Raw genomic sequence first — 23154 nt, 5'->3', positions numbered from 1 at the left:
GCCGCCGTTCACGCCCGTCACTCTTGCCACGGGGGATACGTACGAGGGGGAGGACAGGTGCCGGACACGCACCCCTTGCAGCCGGGGGACCCGGCGCAACTGGGGATCTACCGGTTACTGGGCAGGCTGGGCAAGGGGGCACAGGGGGTCGTCTTCAAGGGCCAGGGGCCCGACGGGGAAACAGTCGCGATCAAGTTGCTGAACACCCGGCTGGACAAGCCGGGGATCGACGCCGAGCGGTTCCTGCGCGAGGTCGCCGCCGCCAGGCGGGTGGCCCAGTTCTGCACGGCGCAGGTGCTCGACGCGAACATGGACGGCGACCTGCCGTACATCGTCAGCGAGCTCGTCGAGGGTGTCTCGCTGCAGCGCATCGTGCAGACCGACGGGCCGCGCACCGGGGGGGCGCTCTACCGGCTCGCGGTCGGTACGGTGACCGCGCTGGCGGCCATCCACCGGGCCGGGATCGTGCACCGGGACTTCAAGCCGAGCAACGTGCTGCTCGGCCCCGACGGTCCGCGAGTGATCGACTTCGGGATCGCCAGGGCGCTCGACTCGGCGATGACGATCAGCAGCGGGGTGGTCGGCACGCCCGCGTACATGTCGCCCGAGCAGATCTCCGGGGAGCGGGTGGCGCCCGCGAGCGACATGTTCAGCTGGGCGCTGACGATGACGTTCGCGGCCACCGGGCGGCCCGCGTTCGGGCAGGACAGCCTGCCCGCGGTCATCTACCGGGTGATGAACGAGGAGCCCGACCTGTCGGCGCTGCCGGACAACCTGCGCGCGATCGTGCAGGCCGGGCTGAGCAAGCGGGCCGAGGAGCGGCCGTCGGCGGCGGAGACGCTGTTCGCGCTGCTGGAGAACCAGGGGGCGATCCAGCCCGGTGACGCGGAAGTCGCGCTCACCACCGGCACCCAGGTCGCCGCCGAGCAGCCGTCCCTGCCGCCCCCCACCCCCTTCCTCCTCCCGGACCCGCAGCCACCGCACCCCGCCGCCTCGAACCCCGGTCCGCCACACCCTGGCGCGTCAACCGCCGGTTCGCCGCAACCGCATGACTCACACCCGAACTCCTTCCACCCGAACTCTTCGCACCCCAACTCCTCGCATCCGCACGCCGCGCCACCGCAGCTCCCGCACCAGCAGGGAACGCCACCCCACGGAACTCCGCAGCAGGGGTCCCCGCAGGAGCAGCAGGCCGAACCGCCGGCCGCGGCGTCGGGCTGGGCCAACCCTTCGGGCATGCACTCGATCCCGCCTCAGCCCTACACCCCGCAACAGCCCCCTCCGCCCTACGGCCAGCCACCCCAGGGCCCGGTCTATGGCCAGCCCTACGGCCAACCGCCCGGACCGTACGGCCAGCCGGCGCAGCCGTACGGCAAAGGCCAGGGTTCCGGGGGGCAGGACGGGCAGCAGGCGAGCTACCCTCCGGGACCGTTCCCGCCGCGCAAGGCGAACGACAACGACGCCTTCTTCCGCGAGACCGCGCCCGAGGAGAAGCGCGCCGAGGACCGCGCCCGCCGCAAGAAGGCCGGGATCGTCGGCGGCGCGATGCTGGCCGCGCTGGTGCTGGCGGCGACCGTGCTGTTCGTGGCGCCCAGCGCGTTCGACGACGACCCCCGGCCAGGCCCGACGAACGTGGCGATCGACACCTCCAACGGCCCGCCCACGAACTCCCCGCCCTCCTCGGGACCTCCCACCACGGAGCCCACCGGCCAGCCCAGCCCGTCGCCCAGCACGCCCGTGACGACGCCCGACGCGAACACCGTGCCGACCCTCCCCGACCTGATCCCCCTGCTCGGCAAGCAGGACGGCAAGGCGCTCAAGGGCCACAGCAAGGCGGTCCAGTCGCTCACCGCGATCAAGATCGGCGGCGCGCTCCGGGTGATCTCCGGCAGCCAGGACGGCACGCTGCGGATCTGGGACCCGGTCAAGCACCGGACGGTCGGCCGGCTGCGCGGCCACGACGACGAGGTGTACGCGGTGGCGAGTGCGACGATCGGCGGCAAGCCGATGGCCGTCTCCGGCGGCTACGACCACACCGTGCGCGTCTGGAACCTCAAGACCCGCAAGGGCAAGGTGCTCGGCTACCACCCGATCGCCGTGTTCGCGGTCGCGGTGGGCCGGGCGAACGGCAAGTGGGTCGCGGTCACCGGCGACGGCGACGGCACGCTGCGCGTCTGGGACCTGAAGAAGAACCGGCAGCTCGGCTCGATCAGGGCGCACCGCAAGGACATCAACTGGCTCGGCATCGGCACGGTCGGCGACCGCCCGGTCGTGGTGTCCGCCAGCGAGGACAAGACGCTGCGCGTCTGGGACCTGAACAAGCGCAAGGCGTACGGCAAGGCGTACAAGGGCCACCGCGGGGCGGTCTTCTCGGTGGCCGTCGGCGAGGTGGACGGCAAGCCGGTGGTCGCCTCCGGCGGCAAGGACAAGCGGATCAGGCTGTGGAACCCGAAGACGGGCGCCTCCTACGGCGGCCCGCTGAAGGGGCACACCGACAACGTGTACTCGCTGTCGTTCGGCACCGTGGACGGCAAGAGGGTGCTGGTGTCGGGCGGCACGGACGGCACGATCAGGCTCTGGGACGCCGAGATGCGCAAGTCCCTGGGCAAGCCGGTCAAGGCGCACAAGGGCGGCGTGTACTCGGTGTCCGTCGTGACGGTGGACGGCAGGCCCGCGGTGGTGTCGGCGGGCAAGGACAAGCTGATCAGGATCTGGCGGTTCGGGTCGGCTACGAATTCGTAGAGGGCTCGAAGATCGCGTGGTGGGCGGCCACGAGTGCTCGCCGTACCGCGCGGTCGAGGTCTCGCAGCGCTTCGGCGCGCGTGACGATCTGGGCGGAGGTGAGGCCGCGGTCGTCGGCCAGGCGCAGGATCCCGGAGAGCCGCGCGGCCAGCGCGGCGACGCGGTGCGCCCGCGCGGGGTAGCCGGGCGCGAGCTCGCCGCCCGCCGCGGCCGGCCGTCCCGGATGGCCCTGCGCCGGGCCGTCCACGGCGGAGAGCGCCTCGGTGGCCGAGTGGATCGCGGTGGCCAGCTCGCGCTCGGCTTCGGCGACGGAGGGCAGGTCGGCGCGCGGCGGACCGGCCTCGTACTCGCTCAGGCTGACGCCGACGTAGGAGGAGCCGCGGTGGTCGGGCGCGGGGACGAGCCCGATCCGGCGATCGGGCAGCACGGCGATCACCGCCTCGCCCGCGTCCACGGCGGCGGAGTTGAACGGCGGCGGACCCGACAGCCCGAGCGGGTCACCGGCCGAGGGCAGCGCCAGCCGCAGCTCGCTCAGGCCGTTAACCCGCAGGTCGGCGAGGTAGCCGCGGAGGGAGAGCGGGCCCACGACGGTCGGGCCCGCGACTCTCTCCACCTGGTCGGCGGCCTCGTCGAGGCCGACATGCCCGGACAGCCAGGCGTTCCCCCAGGCGACCAGGGCCGCGGACGTAGGTGATTCAGCACGCACCGGTCCACGATAAGCGCTGAGCCTGCAATAGGTTTGTCTCGAGCTTTCTCTTAGGGAGGGGAACCGGGATGGGTGGTCAGGTGCTGCGGCTCCAGGACGTCGCTGTCCGGCGCGACGGGGCGGTCCTGCTACGCGGCATCGACTGGGCCGTCGACGAGGACGAGCGATGGGTGGTCATCGGGCCGAACGGCGCGGGCAAGACGACGCTGCTGCAGGTCGCGGCGACCTTGCTCTATCCGAGTGAGGGCGTCGCCGAGGTGCTGGGCGAGCGGATCGGCCAGACCGACGTGTTCGAGCTGCGCCCGCGGATCGGCCTGGCCAGCGCGGCGCTCGCCGAGCGGATCCCGCCGGAGGAGAAGGTCATCGACCTGGTCCTGACCGCCTCCTACGCGATCCTCGGCCGCTGGACGGAGGAGTACGACTCCAACGACGTGACCAGGGCGGTCGAGCTGATCGACATGATGGGCGCGGCCCACCTGATCAGGCGCAGGTTCGGCACGCTGTCGGAGGGCGAGCGCAAGCGGGTGCAGATCGCCAGGGCGCTCATGCCCGATCCCGAGCTGCTGCTGCTGGACGAGCCGGCCGCGGGCCTCGACCTGGGCGGTCGCGAGGACCTGCTGCGCCGCCTGTCGCTGCTCGCCGAGGACCAGCGCTCACCCACGATGGTGCTGGTGACGCACCACGTGGAGGAGGTGCCCACCGGCTTCACGCACGGGCTGTTGCTGCGGCACGGCTCGGTGGTGGCGCAGGGCCCGCTGGAGCACGTGATGACGGCCGACAACCTGTCGCGCACGTTCGGCGTCCCGCTGACGCTGGAGCGGGGCAACGGAGGACGCTGGTACGCCAGGGCTCAGTAGGTAGGCCGCTTTTGCGCGATTTACGGTCGCCAAAAGGGAGTTAGCACATACCATTTCCGCGACGGCCCCCTCGATTCGCGGAGTGTGCGCCATGGGCACCGAGCAGCTGATCGTCGCCATCCTCCTGGTCGGGGTCGCAGGCTTCGCCCTGGTCAGGACGGTCCGGATCATCCCCCAGGCCACCGCCGCGATCATCGAACGGCTCGGCCGCTACCACCGCACGCTCACTCCCGGCCTCAATCTGGTCATGCCGTTCATCGACCGGATCAAGGAGATGATCGATCTGCGTGAGCAGGTCGTCTCCTTCCCGCCGCAGCCGGTCATCACCTCCGACAACCTCGTGGTCTCCATCGACACCGTCATCTACTTCCAGGTCACCAATCCCAAGGCGGCCACGTACGAGATCGCCAACTTCCTGGTCGGCGTCGAGCAGCTCACCGTGACGACGCTGCGCAACGTGGTCGGCGGCATGGACCTGGAGCGTACGCTCACCTCCCGCGAGGAGATCAACACCGAGTTGCGCGGCGTGCTGGACGACGCGACCGGCCGGTGGGGGATCCGGGTCAACCGGGTCGAGCTCAAGGCCATCGACCCGCCCACCTCCATCCAGGACTCGATGGAGAAGCAGATGCGGGCCGACCGCGACAAGCGGGCCGCCATCCTGACCGCCGAGGGGTCCAAGCAGTCGGCGATCCTGACCGCGGAGGGCGAGCGGCAGGCCGCCGTGCTGAGGGCGCGCGGCGAGGCGGAGGCGGCCGTGCTGCGCGCCCAGGCCGAGGCCGAGGCGCAGGCCATGCGGGCCAAGGGGCAGGCGGACGCGATCGGGATGGTGTTCAGGGCCATCCACGACGGCAAGCCGGACCAGGCGCTGCTCGCCTACCAGTACCTGCAGATGCTGCCCGAGATCGCCAAGGGTGACGCGAACAAGGTGTGGATCGTGCCTTCGGAGATGGGGAAGGCGCTGGAGAACCTCGGCGGGCTGTTCGCACCGCCCAAGGACGGTCCCACAGGGTGAACCCTCCCGCCGCTTGACCCCGGTCGCCCCCTAGGCTCTGTCGGGACCTGTTGGAGGGGATCGTGTCGCCGTTGGAAGTGGTCGCGATATGCGCGGCCGGAATCGCAGCCGGAGCCATCAACGCGGTGGTGGGATCGGGATCGCTGATCACCTTCCCCACGCTCGTGGCCGTCGGCATCGACCCTGTGGTGGCCAACGTCTCCAACAACATCGGCCTGGTCCCAGGCTCCTTCACCGGCGCGTACGGCTACCGCGCCGAGCTGAAGGGCCAGCGGGACCGTCTGATCCGACTCGGCCTGGGCTCGGCGCTCGGCGCCCTGCTCGGCGGCGTTCTGCTGCTCTTCCTGGACCCGAGCGTGTTCCAGGTCGTGGTGCCCGTCCTGATCGCGCTCGCCTGCGTGCTGGTGGTCATCCAGCCGAAGCTCAACGGCTGGCTGGCGGCGCATCGGGAGCACGCCCACCCCGACGGCGGCGCCGGGCTGTGGCTGGGGGTGTTCGGGGCGGGCGTCTACGGCGGCTACTTCGGGGCCGCTCAGGGGGTGCTGCTGATCGGGCTGCTGGGGGCGGTGCTCTCCGACGATCTGCAGCGGGTGAACGCGGCCAAGAACGTGCTGTCGCTGATCGTGAACGGTACGGCCGCGGTGCTGTTCACCCTGGTCGCCGAGGTGGACTGGTGGGCGGTGCTGTTGATCGCCCTGGGGGCGACTCTAGGCGGGTTCATCGGCGCCAAGGTCGGCCGGAAGCTGCCCGCTCCGGTGCTGCGCGGCTTCATCGTCTGCGTCGGAATCTTCGCGATTGTCAAACTGGTGTACGGATAAATCCATAGAAAAACGGGTATATATCTGGACATGAAGGGTGATTGGGTGGAGATCGTCATCGATGCGGGGGGCACTCCGCGCACCTACGAAGTCACCGCCACTCGCGCCGGGCGTCGCGTCGAGGTGGCCAACCGCAGGGGACTGGTGGAGGTGAGCGAGGTGACGCGGAGCGGCAGTGCCGTACGGACCGCGCGTTTCATGTCCAGCCGGATCCTCGCCCTCGTCGAGCACCCCGCCGACGAGCCCAAGTCCTAGTCTTCGCCGGTGAAGGCGTCCGCGTGGTCGGCCACCCAGGAGCGGAAGGTCCGCGCGGGCCTTCCGGTCAGCCGCTCCACCGTGTCGGTGACGCCCTCCGGCTCGTCCACCAGCCTGCCCCACGCCTTCAGCACGCCGTCCACGAAGGTGGCGTCGCCCCAGGAGGCCAGGAGTCGCTCCCTGGCCTCCTCGGGGGCGATCTCCTCCCAGCGTGCCGGTCGCCCGATCACCTCGCCGATGACCCGGACCTGGTCGGCCTGCGTCAGCACCTCAGGCCCGGTCAGCACGTAGCCGGCGCCGGTGTGCCCCTCCTGGGTGAGCGTGAGCGCCGCCACGGCCGCGATGTCGGCCTCGTGGATCAGCGACCTGCCGCCCTGGCCGTACGGCCAGCGCACGACGCCGTCCCGGCGGATCTGCTCGGCCCAGCCCAGGGTGTTGGTGGCGAACCCGCCGGGCTTCAGGAACGTCCACTCCAGCCCTGAGGCGCGGATCAGCCGCTCGATGTCCTGGTGGAAGAGGGACGACTCCTCGCCCTCGGCCAGGTCGGGCATGTCCGCCGACAGGTAGACGACGCGGCGGGCGTGCCTGGCGATGGCGTCGACGACGGCGGCGGCGTTCTCGACGCCGAACCCGGGCCAGATCAGGAACACGGTGTCGACACCGCCGAGCGCGGCTTCGACGGTCTCGGGCCTGGTGAGGTCCCCCTGGACAGTTTCCACGTCGGCGGGCAGCCCCGCGGTCGAGGGGTTCCGCACCAGCGCGCGGACCTTGGCGCCCGCCTCGCGCAGGTAGGAGACGGTGGGACGGCCGACGTTGCCGGTGGCTCCGATGACCAGAATCATGACGAGTCCTCTCGTAGTCGTTGAGAGGACCGTAGAACTTAAACCTTTGTTCAGGTCAACCCACCGCCGGGCGAACCTGGATCACCCCGTCCCCGCGCAGCCGCGTCTCGAACGTGGGCTGCGGCGCGGTGGCCGGACCGTGCGCCACGCTCCCGTCGGCCAGCCTGAACGTGCTCCCGTGCCACGGGCAGACCACGCACGGCTCCCCGTCCTCCATGACGACCCGCCCCTGGTGCAGCGGCCCCGCCAGGTGCGAGCAGCGGTCGGCCATCACCGCCACGGTGTCGCCGTGGCGCATCACGAAGAGCTGGATGTAGCCGAGCCTGCGGGCCACCGGCCGCCCCTCGGGCAGGTCCCCGATCGGGCACAGATCGTGCCAGCCCAGCGGCACCAGGTGGGCCACCTGCTCGGCGTGGTTGGCCCCCGCCGCCAGCCGGTAGGCCAGGTGTCCGCCCAGGTAGCCGCCGATCCCCGCGGCACTCAGCCCGGCGACGGACAGCCACCGCCCGCCCCGCTCGCGCCCGGTCAGGCGCAGGGCGAGCGACCCGGAGAACAGCCCGAGCGCGGTCAGGTTCGCCAGCATGTGCACGAAGCCGACCCGCTGCTGCTCCCGGTGCAGCGAGGACCAGTCGGTGATCCCGGCGGCGGCCGTGGGCAGCGCGCCGCCCACACCCGCGGCGATGAGCACGCGGGCCGCCCGCGGATCGGTGCGGGTGGCGTCCAGCAGCGTGGCGGACAGCCAGCAGCCCAGGCTCACCGTGGCGAGCGGCGGATGCAACGGCTTGCCGGTGGGCACCCCGTGCAGCCAGTCCCGCAGCCGCCCGGGCCCGATCTTCTCCCGTACGGCTTTCGCCACGACCCTGATCGGCCGGTCCAGCGCCCTGGTCTTCTCGAGCCGGTCGGCCAGATCGCGCGGCCCGACGAAACGCCGCGAATGCCGACGACCTGCCTTGACTGTCTCCTTCACGACCTTTCCCCTACCCAGGGGCCTACTGGGTCACTCGGAAAGATGCCCCCGGGCGGCGGACAGCTCGATCAGCTCCGTGGCGTACGCGCCCAGCGAGGCCGAACCCTCCTCGATGATCTTCACCTTCTCGCGCACCTGGCCGACCGACACCTTGAACAGCGGCCACGAGCCACCCTCGGTGTGGTGGTTGGCCAGGATCGGCGCGAACCGGTCCAGCGCCTTGGCGAACCGGGCCTCGGGAGTGGCACGTTCCTCGAACTCCTCCCACAACGCCCGTAGCTCGCACCCCTGCTCCTCCGGCAGCAACGCGAAGATCCGGTCGGCGGCGGCCTTCTCCCTCTCGGGCTGGGCCGCCACCTCGACGGGATCGTAGATGAAGGCGTCCCCCGCGTCGATCTCCACCAGGTCGTGCACCAGCAGCATGGCCACGACGCGCTGGAGGTCGGTGCCCGGCGGCGCGTGCTCGCCGAGGATCATCGCCAGCATGCCGACGTACCAGGAGTGCTCGGCGTCGTTCTCCCGTCGCGAACCGTCCATCAGGTGGTTGCGGCGGATCACCCGCTTGAGCTTGTCGATCTCCATGGCGAAGGTGATCTGAGCGTTCAGGCGGTCCTGTTCGGGCGCGGTAGTCACGCGCGACACCTTAATGTGTGGTGATCACAGCGGTTGCCGAAATCGTCACGGGAACCCCGTTGAACACGGCATTGCCGGAAAGCACGTCGATCGCTGACTCGTCGGTCAGCGTGTTCGCGCTCACCCCCGCGTGCTCGGCGGCGACGGCCTGCACGCTGCCGCCGTGCCCCCAGCCGTGCGGCAGGCTGACGACGCCCGGCATGATCGTGTCGGTGGGCTCCAGCGGCACGGTGAGCGTGCCGGTCGCCGAGGTCACCGTCGCGAACCCGTCGAGGCCGAGCCGCTCCACGTCGGCCGGGTTGATCTGCAGCGTGCAGGTGTTGCTCCCGCCGACCAGCGTTGGCACGGGGATCGCGGCGGCGGACCCGGGCCGAAAGCAAACCGATCGCCTTCCGCCCGCACGCCGCCCAGCCGTATGACGATCGCTGCCTGTCCTGGCAACCCCACGCCCGCACGGTGTCGATCTGGAATCGTCAACATCGCCACCACCAGCGACGGCCTGCGCCATAGCGGCAAAGGCCTGAACGCGGTCAGGCACCGTCACCGCGAGCTGCGCCGCCGGTTGCAGGCCAAACGCACCAAATCCGCCAAACGCCTGCTGAAGAAACGCCGCCGGGCCGAAGCCCGGTTCGCCGCCGACACCAACCATGTGATCGCCAAACGCATCGTGACCGAGGCAGAACGCACCGGACGCGGGATCGCCCTGGAAGACCTCCAGGGCATCCGCGAGCGGGTACGGCTCCGCAAGCCCCAGCGGGTCACGCTGCACTCCTGGAGCTTCGCCCAACTGGGCGGCTTCATCGCCTACAAGGCGCGACAGGCCGGGATCGCTCTTATCCATGTCGATCCGGCCTACACCAGCCGGCAATGCTCGGCCTGCGGGCATACCGATCGGGCCAACCGGCCAGACCAGGCCGTCTTCTCCTGTACGTCGTGCGGTTTCGCTGAGCATGCCGACGTCAACGCAGCCCGTAACATCGCCGCGCGCGGTGTAGCGGGCTGGGCAGTGAGTCACGCTGCCTGACGCGGACCAGACCGTCGAAGCCATCGACGGCGAGGAACTGCAAGCTCGGTCGCTTACGGCCGAGAAGCCTACGTACGGATCGACGCTGAAGTTGAGCCCCGCGAACGCCGTGTCGAGCCGCGCGCCGTTCGGCGCCGACAGCACCGGATTGCCCGCGACCGTCACTACAGCGGCGCCGTGTAGAGCCCGCCCGCGACGGTGTGCGCGCTCGGGTTGCCCAGGTACAGCGCCAGCGACTGGCGCCCGTGCGCGTCCACGACCCGCTCGAACCCCTGCCGGACCACCGCGAAGGCCTCCTCCCAGGAGACCTCCCGCCAGTCGCCGCCCGTACGGACGAGCGGCGCGGCCAGCCGGTCGGGGTCCTCGTCCAGCCCACCGAGGCTCGCCCCCTTCGGGCAGATATACCCCTTGCTGAACGGATCCTCCCGATTGCCCCTGACGCTCGTCACCCGCTCACCCTCCCCGAGGGTGAGCGTCAGACCGCACACGGCCTCGCACAGGGGACAGGTACGGTGCACGGTGGTCATCGCCGCTCCTGAGTTCGTCATCCGAACTCATCTTGTCTCCTGTGGCGGGCAGTGGGAAGCCCCGATTCACCCCACTCGCGGGATCTGTCCGGGCGTGGTGCGCGTCAGGTCGAACCAGGAGTCGCGGTAGCGGCGGGCGCCGAAGCCGGTCCTGGCGACCGTCCAGCCTCGCCGGTAGGCGAACTCGTCCGGCTCCATGCAGATCTCCCGGTCCACCCACGCGACGGCGTCGCGGATCTGGGACTTGATTCGACTGAGTCCCTTGATACCTTGTGAATACATAGAAGGCCCCTTTCGCGGTGTTTGTCCCGGGGTGGACTTCTTCGCCGGACCGGTCGTCGGCCTCTCCGTCATCGGGTGGCAGCCCATGGGTGACGGGACGAGGACGGCACATCGGTCCGGCTTTTCCGTGCTGGTGGAGACGCCTAGCCGCGTTCCTCTCGGCGGGCGGGCTCCCTGGGGTGACGAGTAGCGGGTGCGACGACGGCACTGCCGTCTTCGCGGCCTGCACGGCCGCGGAAGCTCGCGGACGGAAGACCCGGGACGTCCGGCCGGGTAGTCATCTCGGCCTCCTCATCCCCTGGTCATCCTCCTGAGCCCGATGTTCCTCTCAGGCGATACCTGCCGCAATAGTGCGAGCAACAGAAGATTGCGATTTCTTCGCACGTTGCGTGACATGTTGCGATGCATAGGCAAGTGCAACTTGCATGGACATTGTCGATGGAACGCCAGGACACTGGTAAATCACCCCGAACACCCCCGTGTGGCCAGTGGTTTCCCCGTCTTCCACCGTCCTCTCGTGGAACGCTTATGGCAAGACTGTGTGCCACTACTCGTGCAACTTGCAGTGCTACGATTGCGGGAGCGGCCCAGAAAAGGGGACCGCAAACGGTTCTTTTCCGATACACCTTCCTGCCCACACGAGGGGAGCGGACGGGTGCCGGAGCGTGGCAGTCCCATAGTCCGTCGGCTCAGGCTTGGTCAGGAACTGCGGTTCCTGCGTGAGCGTCGCAACCTCACGGGGGCCGGAGCGGCCAAGCGGCTCGGCTGGTCTCCCAGCAAGGTGAGCCGCATCGAATCGTCGAAGACGAAGCCCAGAGCCGAAGACGTGACGGCGATGGCGGACCTCTTCGAGGTCGATGCCGACAAGAAGCGCGAGTTGCTCGGCCTCCTGCGGGACGCCGAGCAGCGAGGGTGGTGGGAAGACTACGAGGGCCACCTGCCCGGGGAGTACACGAGACTTCTGGGGCTTGAGGCGGAGGCCGTAGCCCAGCGAGATTGGGAACCCCAACTCGTGCCAGGTCTTCTCCAAACCGAGGACTACGCCAGAGAGGTCATCCTGGCCACCAGGGGCATCTCGCGCATCACGCACAGTGGTGTGCGCAGCCGGGTGGAGGCCCGCCTCGACCGGCAGAAGCGGGTGCTGTTCCGCGCGGATCCGCCGATGATCCACATGGTCATCGACGAGTCGGCGCTGCTGCGCCGCTTCGGGGACGCCTCGGTGATGCGGGAGCAGATGGACCATCTCCTGGAGATGACCGCCATCCCGCATGTGAGCGTCCGGGTTCTGACGCTGGACTCGGTCCATCCCGTGGGGACGGGCGCGTTCATCCATCTCAAGTTCGCGGCCTTCGACGACGTCGTCTATCTGGAGTCGCTCTACAGTGCGCGATTCGTCGAAGATCTTGAACTGGTGGCTGGATACGAGATGGCCTTCGACCAGATCAGTTCCATGGCGCTCGACGAGGATGAGTCGCGTTCGCTCATCCGGCGCGTCGCCATGCAGTGGCGACGCTAGAGGGTTCTCAGCGTCAGCGGGGGCAAAGGCGCCCCCTTTCACTTATATGGGGATTAAATGCACATCGAGACCTCCGCGCTACCGTGGCGGAAAAGCCGCTTCTGCAATGGTGCGTCGGCTTGTGTGGAGTTCACTCAGCTGACCGATGGCAATGTGGCCATCAGGGACGGCAAGCAGCAGGACGGGCCGACACTCGTCTTCACCGCCGATGAATGGGCCGCCTTCGCCGAAGGCGTCCGCGCGGGAGAGTTCGACTCCGTAGCCCAGTAGAGGGCGCGGCCCCGGCAGGCTGGTGACCGTTCCGCGTCCGCGGACTCACCTGCGGCTTTGCCGGGGCCTTGGGGAGGCATGTGGTCTTACCGAATAGACAGCCGGATATCGACACTTTTACCGACCCTTGCCGGATACGGGGAATTCGACTTCGGCGTGGTGGTGTGGAGCGGCTCGCGGCAACTGTAAGCATCGAACCGGTCTTGTCGCTCGCTCGCTCAGCGGGCAGGCACAGGCCGTATTTCGGCCTGCGGGTCAGTCGCGACCATGGGTCGCATTCCGAAAGGGACGGTACATGTTCACGCCTATTCCCGAATCACCAACCACAGTCACTCCTAACCTGCGTCGTTCGATGAAGAGAATGACGACGCTGGCCGTGGGCGCCTCCCTTTCGATGGCTTTGGTCTCCACCTTGGCCCCGGCGGTGAGTGCGACCGCCAGGATCGACACCGTGCAAGGGCGATGCTCGCCGCGCTTCTTCTACAAGGTCCACCGGCTCTCGCCGAGGAACTTCTTCATCCCCCGCACCCGCTACATCGACGGCCCCGGCGGCGAGATGACGGTCTCGATCACGCGGGAGCACGAAGTGCTCGCATTCCTCGAGACCGAGAAGGAGAGGACGAGGCAGCGCACCAAGGGGGACCTGGTCCGCAGCCTGCGACAGCTGGGGATTCCCCACCTGGAGGAGCGGCACATGGTCTTCAGCGGACACGACTACACGCGGACGATCACCAAGGGAAAGTACGGCAACATGTGGTACCGCGTCTTCGGTTACCGCATCGGCTACTCGACGTGGAGGGTGCTCGGCACGTGCCGCCGCGTCAGGGTCGGCACGGGTATAGCCAACGTGCCCGCCAGGGTCGAAGGCTGGCGGTACTGGGAGACCGATCACCCGATCTTCAGAGGCCGCCGGATATTCAGGTAGGGGGCTCTGCGCGAGAAGCCCGCGTCCCGGGGGCGCGGGCTTCTCGCGGTGGGTCAGGAGAGGCCGAGGCCCTGGGCGACGCCCTGGCCGAGGTCCTTGTGGATGTTGGTCCAGTACTCCACGACACGCTTCTTCATGTCCGCCGTCACCTCGGGGGCCGAGGCGTGGCCGACGACGTTGCTCACCAGGTGGGCGCGGTCGGTGTCGGACAGCACGTTCTCCCACAGGGCGCGCGGCTGGGCGTAGTCGTCGTCCTCGGCGTGCTTGGTGTACGCCGAGCGGAGGATCTCCCCGGCCACCGCGTAACCGTCGCCCGCGTACAGGGTGGGGTCGGCGGCGGGTCCGTTGACGGAGTTGGGCGCGTAGACCGGGTCCGCGGCGTTGCGGAAGGCCATCGCGCCGTCCTTGTTGTAGCTGTTGACCGGCACCCTGGGGGCGTTGATCGGCAACTGCAGGTAGTTGGGCCCGATCCGGTAGCGGTGCGTGTCGGGGTAGGAGAACAGGCGACCCTGGAGCATCTTGTCCGGCGAGGCGCCGATGCCCGGCACCAGGTTCGACGGCTCGAAGCCGGCCTGCTCGACCTCGGCGAAGTAGTTGTCCGGGTTCCTGTTCAGGGTGAGCTTGCCGATGGTGATCTCGGGGTAGTCGGCGTGCGGCCACACCTTGGTCAGGTCGAACGGGTTGAACCGGTAGTCGGCCGCCGCCTCGAACGGCATGATCTGCACGTTGACCGTCCACGACGGGTGGTCACCCGACTTGATCGCGGTGTGCAGGTCGCGGATGTGGTGGTCGGCGTCGGTGGCGATCAGCGCGTCCGCCTCGGCGGCGGTGAGGTTGCGGATGCCCTGGTCGGTCTTGAAGTGGTACTTCACCCAGAACTTCTCGCCGGCCGCGTTGTACCAGAGGAAGGTGTGCGAGCCGAAGCCGTGCATGTGCCGCCAGGTGGCGGGCGTGCCGCGGTCGGTCATCAGGAACGTGACCTGGTGGGCCGACTCCGGGGACAGCGTCCAAAAGTCCCACTGCATGTTGTGGTCACGCAGGTGGTTGTCCGCGCGCCGCTTCTGGCTGTGGATGAAGTCGGAGAACTTCGACGGGTCGCGGATGAAGAAGATGGGCGTGTTGTTGCCGACCAGGTCGTAGTTGCCCTCGTCGGTGTAGAACTTGATCGCGAAACCGCGCGGGTCGCGCGCGGTGTCGGCGCTGCCCAGCTCGCCGGCCACGGTGGAGAAGCGCAGGAAGAGCGGGGTCTCCTTGCCCTTCTGGAACAGCCCGGCCTTGGTGAACTGGCTGACGTCCTCGGTGATCCGCAGGATGCCGTGGGCGCCTCCGCCCTTGGCGTGCACCACCCGCTCCGGGACGCGCTCACGGTTGAAGTGGGCCATCTTCTGGATCAGATAGTGGTCCTGCAGGAGCAGCGGTCCGTTCGAACCCACGGAGAGCGAGAACTCGTCACTCGGCGCGGGCAGGCCTGCGTCGTCGGTGGTGATTGGCCTGTTGGTCATGGCGCGGTCCTCCGGAATTGATCTAGAGCTTTGGAGCAGCAGCTAGCTCCTCCGCGTTCGTCACCATACCTCCTAACTTGAATGATTCAAGTCTAGAAGGTAGGAGATTTCGCCCATATCCGGACACGGAAGAGGGGACTTAGCCCCGCGAACACTGCCAAAACGGTCACGTCTGACGAGGGCACGGCCGCCGCGGTCCTCTGGCTCGCCACGCACGGCCAGGAGAATCCCCGTGAGGCCGCCGGGCATGGCATGCTCGGTGCCTGATGAATGGGGATCGAGTGGAAGTGCCGACATGAACCTGTACCGTGCCGGCGTGGCGGGAATGACCACCGCTGTCGTCATTGCCCTGACCGCGTGCTCACCGGCCCAGTCCGAGCCCAGCGAGAACGTGGCCGACCCGCCGGCGACGGCCACCCCCAGCGCACCGGCCAAGCCGGTGCGCAAGCCGTACACCATCTCCTTCGGTGGGGACGTGCACTTCGAGGGGGTGTTGCGGCGGCGGCTGGACGCCGACCCGCGCACCGCGCTCGGGCCCATCGGGAGCGTGTTGCGCAAAGCCGACCTGGCCATGGTCAACCTGGAGACGGCGATCACCACCGGCGGGACCAAGGCGCCGGGCAAGGAGTTCACCTTCAGGGCGCCCTCGACGGCGTTCACCGCGCTCAAGGCGGCCGGGGTGGACGTGGTGTCCATGGCCAACAACCACGGCATGGACTACATGGACTCCGGGCTGGCCGACTCGCTCGCGGCGATCCGCAAGACGAGGTTCCCGGTCGTCGGCATCGGCAAGGACGCCGCGCAGGCCTACCGCCCGTGGCGCAAGACGGTCAACGGCAACCGGGTGGCGATCATCGGGGCCACCCAGGTGCTCGACGACCACCTCATCCCCGCGTGGACGGCCACCGACGACAAGGGCGGCCTGGCCTCGGCCAAGAACGAGCAGCGCCTGATCCAGGCGGTCCGCGCCGCACGCAAGACCGCCGACACCGTGATCGTCCACCTGCACTGGGGCACCGAGATGGCGGGCTGCCCGAACCCGGCGCAGCGCTCGCTGGCCCCCAAGCTGGTCAAGGCGGGCGCCGACGTGATCGTCGGCGGGCACGCGCACATCCTGCTCGGCGGCGGCTACCTGGACAGCGCCTACGTCAACTACGGCCTCGGCAACTTCGTCTTCTACAGCGGCGGCGGCATCACCGCCAAGACCGGCGTGCTCACCCTCACCATCAACGGCCGCAAGGTGATGAAGGACACCTGGACCCCCGCCCAGATCCAGGGAGGTATCCCGATCCCGGCCACCGGAACGGCCAGAACCCAGGCGATCTCGTCGTGGAAGGCCCTGCGCGGCTGTACGGGCCTGGCCCGCGTCCCGAACGCGGCCGAATAGGAGACCCCGATGCGCTGGGTCACCTCAGGCGACGTACGGCTGGCGCTGGTCGAACAGGGTGACCCCGCCGCCCCCACCATCCTGCTCGTGCACGGCTACCCCGACACCCACCAGGTCTGGGACGAGGTGGCCGCCGAACTCGCCGACCGCTTCCACGTCGTGCGCTACGACGTCAGGGGAGTGGGCCGTTCCTCCGCGCCCCGCGACCGCCGCCACTACGCCTTCGACCACCTCGCCGCCGACCTGGCCGCCGTCCTCGACGCGATCGGCAAGCCCCGCGTCCACCTCGTCGGCCACGACTGGGGCTCGCTGCAGGGCTGGGAGGCGATCACCCGCCCCGGCATCCGCGACCGCGTCGCCTCCTTCACCACCCTCGGCGGCCCCGGCGTCGACCAGACCGCCCACTTCATGCGGCACGGCAAGCGCACCCAGATCGCCGCCCAACTCCGCAGATCCTGGTACATCGGCGCCTTCCAGCTCCCCGTCCTGCCCGAGATCGCCTGGCGTACGGTGATCCCGCGCAGCCTGGCGCGCACCATGAGCGGCGAGGGCGTCACCCCACGCCCCGGCCACCCGTCGGCCACCCTGGCCAAGGACGCCCGCAACGGGCTCCGGCTCTACCGGGCCAACATGTTCACCAGGCGGCGCGTCCCCGGCGACCCGAACGTCACGGTGCCCGTCCAGCTCATCGAGGGCACCCGCGACGCGTTCGTCACCCCCGGCCTGCTGGCCTCGCTGGGGCGGTGGGCGCCGGACTTCTGGCACCGCAGGATCGCCGCCGGGCACTGGGCGCACCGCAGCCATCCCCAGGTGGTGGCCAGGATGGTGGGGGAGTTCGCCGAGCATCTCGAAGGAGGTCCGGCCCGGAAAGAGCTACGGGCGGCTCGGGCGGGTGGGAGGCGCAGGCCGTACCAGGATCGGCTGGTGGTGGTGACCGGGGCGGGGAGTGGGATCGGGCGGGCCACCGCGCGGGCGTTCGCCGCGCACGGGGCCGAGGTGGTGTGCGCGGACATCGACCTGGGCGCGGCCCGGCGCACCGCGGAGGGCATCGGCGAGCGTGCCCACCCCTACCGGGTGGACGTGGCCGACGCCGGGGCGATGGCGGACTTCGCCGCCGAGGTGCTGGCCGCGCACGGAGTGGCCGACGTGGTCGTCAACAACGCGGGCATCGCGGTCGGCGGCCCCTTCCTCGACCACTCCCTGGACGACTGGCGCAGGACCGTCGACGTGAACCTGTGGGGCGTGGTGCACGGCTGCCGCCTGTTCGCCGGGCAGATGGCCGGGCGCGGCGAGGGCGGCCACATCGTCAACATCGCCTCGCTGGCCGCCTTCGCCCCCTCCCGCGCGCTGCCCGCCTACTCGGTGTCGAAGGCCGCGGTGAAGATGCTCAGCGACTGCCTCAGGGCGGAACTGGCCGGGCAGGGCATCGGCGTCACGGTGATCTGCCCCGGTTTCGTGTCGACCGCGATCGCGCGCAACGCCACATTCGTCGGGCCGGACGTCAAGGAACTGGCCGTGGCGGGGCTGCGCCGGCGGGCGTACCCGCCGGAGCGGGTGGCCGCGCACATCCTGCGCGCGGTGCGCCGCGACCAGGCCGTCGTCCCCGTCAACGCCGAAGGCTGGATCGGTTACGCGCTCTCCCGGCTGTCGCCCGCGCTCATGCGGCGCATTGCACGACGTTCTACAACCGCAGAATTCCACTGATTGCACGTTGGAATCTGACTGCCAGGGGGCAAGATGGTGCTCGTGTCCCCACTGCACGTTGACGACCCCGATTGCGTGGAGGCGACTCCGCTCCGCCGTCAACCCACACAGCGCCGCAGTGTCCGCAGAGTCGAGCGGATGCTCGACGCGTGCGCCGAACTGCTCGACGAACTCGGCTACGAGTCCCTGTCGACCACCCGGATCGCCGAGCGCGCCGGGGTCGCCATCGGATCCGTCTACCAGTTCTTCCCCGACAAGCGGGCCATCACCCAGGAGCTCACCCGGCGCAACGTCGAGTTGTTCGTCTCCAGGATCGGCCGCAGATTCCTCGACGAGGACTACCGCGGCTGGTGGGACGCGGTCGACGCGATCATCGACGAGTACGTCGACATGCACCGGACCGTCCCGGGCTTCAAGAGCCTGCACTTCGGGGACGTCGTCGACCTCAACCTGCTCGACTCCGACTCCGACAACAACACGGTGATCGCCGGACGGCTACGCGGACTGCTGCTGCAGGAGTACGGCCTGGCCGACAGCGAGGAACTGGACGTGTCCGTCCTCGTCGCGGTCGAGGCCGGCGACGCGGTGCTGAAGCTGGCCTTCCGCCGCGCCCCCGAAGGCGACCCGGAGATCATCGCGGCGGCCAAGCAACTCATCCGCGGCTTCCTGTCGCGCAGGCTCAGTAGGAAGCTGGCCCGTCCTCCGGAGTGACCGACACGGCGAACCACTCGGGCGGGATCGCGGGCACCTTGCGCGGCACCCGCCCGGCCAGGCGCTCCTCGGACGACGACGACGGCGGTGGCTGCTGCGGCTGCCGGACCAGCTTGCACCGGTCGGAGGTGATCACCACCGGCCTGCTCTGCGGGGCTCTGGTCTCGGCGTGATCCCGCCGCCCGGCCGCGTTCCTGGTCTCGGCGACGACCTCGGCCCTGAGCCTGATCTCCAGCGTCCGCAGGTTCCGCTCGGCCGCCTGGACGGCCTCCAGCCGGGCCGACAGATAGCCCGCGGCCCCCGGAATGATCGCCGACAGCACCACGGTACAGGCGAGAGTGAAGGTCATCTGTCTGGACATGCCCATCAGAGTCCCTCCTCACCCCGTGGTGACGTGAGCCGTATATGCCCCTCTGCCTGCACAGACACGCGATCTGTAGCCGGATGTGGACGAAACGTTGCCGAAGCCTGGTGAGAGCGGCCATGGGCATTGTCCGGGCAAAGCCGAGCCGCGCTCGATAGTCTCGCGGTGTGGCGCATGTGACCCGTGAGCACCTTGATCGGTTGCTTGAGCAGGCCCTCCTGGCGGACGACCACAGCTCGCTCGCCAGGCAGCTCGACGAGCTTGCCTTGTCCTATTCCTCCGGTGACATCTCCAGGGCGGCCATCCTCGTGCTGGCCGCCGACGAATGGCGGCAGGCGGGGCAGCCGGCCCGGGCGATGGAGTGCTTCCAGCGAGCGCTCGAAGACGGCGGAGACTCGGGCATCGACCCGCGGGCCGGCATCGCCGACACGCTCTTCGAGCTGGACCGGCCCGAGGAGGCCAGGGACGTCATCGCGACGATCCGCGGTGAGGGCGGCGCCAACCCGGCGACCGCCCACAACATCGCCGAGACCCTGGTCGCCTACGGCGATCTCCAGGCGGGCCTCGAATGGGTGACCCAGGCCGTGCTGACCTGCGCCCACGACGACCCCGAGCATCTGGCGCTGCTGCGCACCCGCTACCGCATCCGGGTCGACCTCGGCCTGCCCGAGGACGACCTCGACGCGCTCGTGTCATGACGAAGGGGACCGCCGCGGCGGTCCCCTTCGTCGGCGGGGCGAAGCCGTGGACGGGCGGCGCGGCCCGTCCACGGTCGTGCTGCGGGCCTCAGCCCAGTCCCAGGTCGCCGAGCACGCGGCCGAGTTCGGCGATCGCCCCCGCCCCGGGCAGCGACGAGCCGGTGAGATCGGGCGCGCGGGGCGCGCTCTTCTCCACCTCGCCGGCCCGGCGCGGCAGGTCCAGCACAGGCACCTCAGGAACGGTGCGGTCGACGACGCCGGGCACGTCGGGGACCTTGACCAGTTCACGGATCTCGGTGGGAACCACCGGCAGGCCGGGCAGGTCGGGCGACTCGGCCAGGCGCGACACGTCCTTCAGGCCCGCCACCCCCGGCGCGGCCATGGGCAGTGTGGGCAGGCCCGCCCCGGCGGCCACTCCGCCCATGTCGGCGACGCTCAGCACCGCGGCGGCCTTCGACATGCCGGGCAGCCCCAGCTTCATGGCCAGGCGCTCGACCGCGGACGCCGCGCCGCCCGGCGGGGCCTTCATCGGGCCGTACCTCCCCGACGCGCGCACGCCGGTGACCTCCTCGCAGACGGCGGCCACGCTGTCCGGCGCCTGCTGCCCCTGCTCGCACGTCGAAGCCCCCGCCGGTCCAGGCGCCCACCAGCTCACCCCCGCCGTCAGAGCGGCCACCGCAAGGATGCTCCGAGTACCCGACATTCACGTTCCCCCTGATCGTGTGAGGTGGTCCGACGAACGCCGAAGGTAGCCATCTCACGCGGTCAGGTCACGCGGCTTGCCCGAAGGGTGGGCAAGCCCTTACTCGCGGCGTTGCACGACGAGCTCGTCGTCGCCGAGCTCCACCTGAACCTTGTCGCCGTCGACGACCTCGCCCGACAGCACGGCCCTGGCCAGCTTGTCGCCGATCGCCGACTGGACGAGGCGGCGCAGCGGGCGGGCGCCGTACATCGGGTCGTAGCCAGTGAGTGCCAGCCACTCGCGGGCCGCCGGAGTGACGTCCAGCGTCAGCCGCCGATCGGCCAGGCGCCGCGCCAGCCTGTCGACCTGCAGGTCGACGATCCTGGTCAGTTCCTCCGAGTGGAGCGCGTCGAACAGGATCACGTCGTCGAGCCGGTTCAGGAACTCCGGCTTGAACGCGGTCCGGACGGCGTTCATCACGGCGTCGCGCTTGGCGCCGTTCTCCAGCTTCGGGTCGACGAGGAACTGCGAGCCGATGTTGGAGGTGAGGATCAGGATCGTGTTGCGGAAGTCGACCGTACGGCCCTGGCCGTCCGTCAGCCGCCCGTCGTCGAGAACCTGCAGCAGGATGTCGAAGACCTCAGGATGAGCCTTCTCCACCTCATCCAGCAGCACCACCGTGTACGGCCTGCGCCGCACGGCCTCGGTGAGCTGACCGCCCTCCTCGTACCCGATATAGCCGGGCGGCGCCCCGACCAGCCGGGCCACGCTGTGCTTCTCGGAGTACTCGCTCATGTCGATGCGGGTCATCGCCCGCTCGTCGTCGAACAGGAAGTCGGCCAGCGCCTTGGCCAGCTCGGTCTTGCCCACACCGGTCGGCCCGAGGAACAGGAAGCTGCCGGTCGGCCGGTCGGGGTCGGCGATACCGGCCCGCGAGCGGCGTACGGCGTCGGACACGGCCTCCACGGCCCGCCGCTGACCGATCAGCCGCCGCCCCAGCTCGTCCTCCATGCGCAGCAGCTTGGCCGTCTCGGCCTCCAGCAGCCGCCCGGCCGGGATGCCGGTCCAGGACGAGATGACCTCGGCGATGTCGTCGGGGCCGACCTCCTCCTTGACCATCGCGTTCTCCGGCGGCGCGGCGTCGGAGGCTTCCGCCAGGGCCTGCTCCAGGCGCGGCACCTCGGCGTACATCAGCCGGGAGGCGGCCTCGAAGTCGCCGTCGCGCTGGGCCCGCTCGGCCGCACCGCGCGCCTCGTCGAGCTGCTTCTTCAGCTCGCCGACCTTGTTCAGGCCGGCCTTCTCGCTCTCCCACCTGCCGACCAGGGCGTTGAGCTCCTCCTGCCGGTCGGCCAGCTCCGCGCGCAGCCGCTCCAGGCGCTGCCTGCTGGCCTCGTCGGTCTCCTTGGCGAGGGCCAGCTCCTCCATCTTCATCCGGTCGACGTTGCGCTGCAGCTGGTCGATCTCGACGGGACGCGAGTCGATCTCCATGCGCAGCCGCGAGGCGGACTCGTCGACCAGGTCGATCGCCTTGTCGGGGAGAAAGCGGCTGGTGATGTAGCGGTCGGACAGCGCGGCGGCGGCGACCAGCGCGCTGTCGGCGATCTGCACCTGGTGGTGGGCCTCGTAGCGGCCCTTCAGCCCGCGCAGGATCGCGATGGTGTCCTCGACCGTGGGCTCGCCGACGTAGACCTGCTGGAAGCGGCGCTCCAGGGCCGGGTCCTTCTCGATGCGCTCGCGGTACTCGTCGAGGGTGGTGGCGCCGATCATCCGCAGCTCGCCGCGGGCCAGCATGGGCTTGAGCATGTTGCCCGCGTCCATGGCGCCCTCGGCGGCGCCCGCGCCGACCATGGTGTGCAGCTCGTCGATGAACGTGACGATCTGCCCGTCGCTCTCCTTGATCTCGCTGAGCACGGCCTTGAGCCGCTCCTCGAACTCGCCGCGGAACTTCGCGCCCGCGACCATCGCGCTCAGGTCGAGCGAGATCAGCCGCTTGTTGCGCAGCGACTCGGGCACGTCACCGGCCACGATCCGCTGGGCCAGGCCCTCCACGACGGCGGTCTTGCCCACGCCGGGCTCGCCGATGAGCACCGGGTTGTTCTTGGTCCTGCGGCTGAGCACCTGGACCACCCGGCGGATCTCGGAGTCGCGGCCGATCACCGGGTCGAGCTTGCCGGCGCGGGCCCGCTCGGTCAGGTCGACGCCGTACTTCTCCAGCGCCTGGTAGGTGTCCTCGGGGGTCTCGCTGGTGACCCGGGCGTGCCCGCGGACCTTCTCGAAGGCGTCGAGCAGCGCCTGCGGGGTCGCCCCCTGCGACTTCAGCAGCTCGGCCATCGGCCCGCCGTCGGTGGCCAGGCCGACGAGCAGGTGCTCGGTGGAGACGTACTCGTCCTCCAGTCGCTTGGCGCGCTGGGCGGCGGTGTTGATCACGGTCAGCACCTGCCGCGAGCTCGACGGCGCGCTCACCGTGGCGCCCTGCGCCTTCGGCAGCGCGGCGAGCTGCTCCTCGGCCCTGGTGCGCAGCGCCTTCCAGTCGGCGCCGACGGCCTCCAGCAGCGGGACGGCGGTGCCGCCCGTCTGGCCCAGCAGCGCGGCCAGCAGGTGGGCCGGAGCGATCTCGGGATTGCCCTCGGCAGCCGCCCGTCGCATGGCGACCGACAGCGCCTCCTGGCTCTTCTGGGTGAGCTTGTAGTCCATGTAGCTAGGCCCCCGGTGGCAACTCGTATCTGA

The 23154-nt window shown here is 69.8% G+C and carries 23 protein-coding genes and 1 pseudogene; 13 read left to right on the top strand and 11 right to left on the bottom strand.

The genetic code is table 11. The annotated features are described in order from the left end of the window. The first annotated feature begins 57 nt into the window (after positions 1-57). Complete coding sequence (locus ABZ911_RS31450) at positions 58-2742, top strand: protein kinase (protein WP_358064014.1); 2685 nt, start codon at positions 58-60, stop codon at positions 2740-2742. On the opposite strand, the gene ABZ911_RS31445 is transcribed toward ABZ911_RS31450, so the two are convergent. After that, positions 2729-3448: a hypothetical protein gene (locus ABZ911_RS31445; protein ID WP_358064012.1), complete on the bottom strand. Its 720-nt coding sequence runs from the start codon at positions 3446-3448 to the stop codon at positions 2729-2731. The genes ABZ911_RS31450 and ABZ911_RS31445 overlap by 14 nt on opposite strands. A 68-nt stretch (positions 3449-3516) precedes the next feature. Between ABZ911_RS31445 and ABZ911_RS31440 the strand changes: the two genes are divergently transcribed. From ABZ911_RS31440 to ABZ911_RS31425, 4 genes are all read left to right on the top strand, one after another. Further along, positions 3517-4305, top strand: a complete 789-nt coding sequence (locus ABZ911_RS31440) for an ABC transporter ATP-binding protein (RefSeq protein WP_358064009.1) — start codon at positions 3517-3519, stop codon at positions 4303-4305. 91 nt (positions 4306-4396) lie between these two features. Then, positions 4397-5320: an SPFH domain-containing protein gene (locus tag ABZ911_RS31435; protein WP_358064006.1), complete on the top strand. Its 924-nt coding sequence runs from the start codon at positions 4397-4399 to the stop codon at positions 5318-5320. A gap of 62 nt (positions 5321-5382) precedes the next feature. Continuing rightward, the gene (locus tag ABZ911_RS31430) at positions 5383-6138 is read left to right on the top strand and encodes a sulfite exporter TauE/SafE family protein (protein WP_358064004.1); all 756 of its coding nucleotides are present in this window, start codon (positions 5383-5385) and stop codon (positions 6136-6138) included. A gap of 30 nt (positions 6139-6168) precedes the next feature. Next, positions 6169-6393 (top strand): hypothetical protein, encoded by a 225-nt coding sequence (locus ABZ911_RS31425; RefSeq protein ID WP_358064002.1) that lies wholly within the window; start codon positions 6169-6171, stop codon positions 6391-6393. Here the strand turns inward: ABZ911_RS31425 and ABZ911_RS31420 are convergent. The 4 genes from ABZ911_RS31420 to ABZ911_RS31405 all read right to left on the bottom strand — a co-directional run bounded on the left by ABZ911_RS31420 (position 6390) and on the right by ABZ911_RS31405 (position 9181). Next, the gene (locus ABZ911_RS31420; protein WP_358063999.1) at positions 6390-7235 is read right to left on the bottom strand and encodes an NAD(P)H-binding protein; all 846 of its coding nucleotides are present in this window, start codon (positions 7233-7235) and stop codon (positions 6390-6392) included. The genes ABZ911_RS31425 and ABZ911_RS31420 overlap by 4 nt on opposite strands. Positions 7236-7290: 55 nt before the next feature. Then, a complete protein-coding gene (locus tag ABZ911_RS31415; RefSeq protein ID WP_358063996.1) occupies positions 7291-8202 on the bottom strand; it encodes a Rieske 2Fe-2S domain-containing protein in 912 nt (303 codons plus the stop codon). Positions 8203-8232: 30 nt separating this feature from the next. Continuing rightward, the gene (locus tag ABZ911_RS31410) at positions 8233-8784 is read right to left on the bottom strand and encodes an HD domain-containing protein (protein WP_358064063.1); all 552 of its coding nucleotides are present in this window, start codon (positions 8782-8784) and stop codon (positions 8233-8235) included. 61 nt (positions 8785-8845) lie between these two features. Further along, on the bottom strand, positions 8846-9181 hold the full coding sequence (locus ABZ911_RS31405; RefSeq protein ID WP_358063993.1) for a molybdopterin dinucleotide binding domain-containing protein: 336 nt from the start codon (positions 9179-9181) through the stop codon (positions 8846-8848). Between the two features lie 2 nt (positions 9182-9183). On the opposite strand from ABZ911_RS31405, the pseudogene ABZ911_RS31400 reads away from it, so the two are divergent. Then, a pseudogene (locus ABZ911_RS31400) lies at positions 9184-9859 on the top strand (transposase); the annotation flags it as partial. 164 nt (positions 9860-10023) lie between these two features. Here the strand turns inward: ABZ911_RS31400 and ABZ911_RS31395 are convergent. Together ABZ911_RS31395 and ABZ911_RS31390 are read right to left on the bottom strand one after the other, a co-directional pair. Beyond that, positions 10024-10386 (bottom strand): molybdopterin-dependent oxidoreductase, encoded by a 363-nt coding sequence (locus ABZ911_RS31395; protein WP_358063990.1) that lies wholly within the window; start codon positions 10384-10386, stop codon positions 10024-10026. A 66-nt stretch (positions 10387-10452) separates the two neighbouring features. Then, entirely contained in the window at positions 10453-10668 is a 216-nt protein-coding gene (locus tag ABZ911_RS31390; RefSeq protein WP_358063987.1) for a hypothetical protein, read from the bottom strand. Positions 10669-11242: 574 nt separating this feature from the next. On the opposite strand from ABZ911_RS31390, the gene ABZ911_RS31385 reads away from it, so the two are divergent. From ABZ911_RS31385 to ABZ911_RS31375, 3 genes are all read left to right on the top strand, one after another. Continuing rightward, the gene (locus ABZ911_RS31385) at positions 11243-12184 is read left to right on the top strand and encodes a helix-turn-helix transcriptional regulator (RefSeq protein WP_358063984.1); all 942 of its coding nucleotides are present in this window, start codon (positions 11243-11245) and stop codon (positions 12182-12184) included. Positions 12185-12241: 57 nt separating this feature from the next. Beyond that, positions 12242-12454 carry a DUF397 domain-containing protein gene (locus tag ABZ911_RS31380; protein ID WP_358063981.1) on the top strand — a complete coding sequence of 71 codons (213 nt, stop codon included), beginning with the start codon at positions 12242-12244 and terminating at the stop codon, positions 12452-12454. 352 nt (positions 12455-12806) lie between these two features. Then, positions 12807-13379 carry a hypothetical protein gene (locus ABZ911_RS31375; protein WP_358063978.1) on the top strand — a complete coding sequence of 191 codons (573 nt, stop codon included), beginning with the start codon at positions 12807-12809 and terminating at the stop codon, positions 13377-13379. A gap of 53 nt (positions 13380-13432) precedes the next feature. Here the strand turns inward: ABZ911_RS31375 and ABZ911_RS31370 are convergent, their stop codons facing one another. Continuing rightward, entirely contained in the window at positions 13433-14881 is a 1449-nt protein-coding gene (locus tag ABZ911_RS31370) for a catalase (RefSeq protein WP_358063975.1), read from the bottom strand. A 295-nt stretch (positions 14882-15176) separates the two neighbouring features. Here ABZ911_RS31370 and ABZ911_RS31365 point away from each other — a divergent pair, with 295 nt between their 5' ends. From ABZ911_RS31365 to ABZ911_RS31355, 3 genes are all read left to right on the top strand, one after another. Further along, positions 15177-16268 (top strand): CapA family protein, encoded by a 1092-nt coding sequence (locus ABZ911_RS31365; protein ID WP_358063972.1) that lies wholly within the window; start codon positions 15177-15179, stop codon positions 16266-16268. Positions 16269-16277: 9 nt separating this feature from the next. Next, positions 16278-17972: an SDR family oxidoreductase gene (locus tag ABZ911_RS31360; RefSeq protein ID WP_358063969.1), complete on the top strand. Its 1695-nt coding sequence runs from the start codon at positions 16278-16280 to the stop codon at positions 17970-17972. Between the two features lie 138 nt (positions 17973-18110). Next, a complete protein-coding gene (locus ABZ911_RS31355; protein ID WP_358063966.1) occupies positions 18111-18683 on the top strand; it encodes a TetR family transcriptional regulator in 573 nt (190 codons plus the stop codon). Here the strand turns inward: ABZ911_RS31355 and ABZ911_RS31350 are convergent. Next, positions 18652-19044: a hypothetical protein gene (locus tag ABZ911_RS31350; RefSeq protein ID WP_358063963.1), complete on the bottom strand. Its 393-nt coding sequence runs from the start codon at positions 19042-19044 to the stop codon at positions 18652-18654. The two genes, ABZ911_RS31355 and ABZ911_RS31350, sit on opposite strands and share 32 nt — an antisense overlap. A 170-nt stretch (positions 19045-19214) precedes the next feature. Between ABZ911_RS31350 and ABZ911_RS31345 the strand changes: the two genes are divergently transcribed. Further along, positions 19215-19745, top strand: coding sequence for a tetratricopeptide repeat protein (locus ABZ911_RS31345; RefSeq protein WP_358063960.1), 531 nt, complete (start codon positions 19215-19217; stop codon positions 19743-19745). 88 nt (positions 19746-19833) lie between these two features. On the opposite strand, the gene ABZ911_RS31340 is transcribed toward ABZ911_RS31345, so the two are convergent. Continuing rightward, the gene (locus tag ABZ911_RS31340) at positions 19834-20421 is read right to left on the bottom strand and encodes a hypothetical protein (protein ID WP_358063957.1); all 588 of its coding nucleotides are present in this window, start codon (positions 20419-20421) and stop codon (positions 19834-19836) included. A gap of 126 nt (positions 20422-20547) precedes the next feature. Next, entirely contained in the window at positions 20548-23121 is a 2574-nt protein-coding gene (clpB, locus tag ABZ911_RS31335) for an ATP-dependent chaperone ClpB (RefSeq protein WP_358063954.1), read from the bottom strand. Positions 23122-23154: the final 33 nt, after the last annotated feature.

Origin of the sequence: Nonomuraea sp. NPDC046570 (genome assembly GCF_040645915.1) — a bacterium.
In the GTDB taxonomy this organism is placed as follows: Bacteria; Actinomycetota; Actinomycetes; order Streptosporangiales; family Streptosporangiaceae; genus Nonomuraea.
The sequence above is the reverse complement of the archived record's forward strand: the minus strand, read 5'-3'. Positions and strand labels throughout refer to the sequence as shown.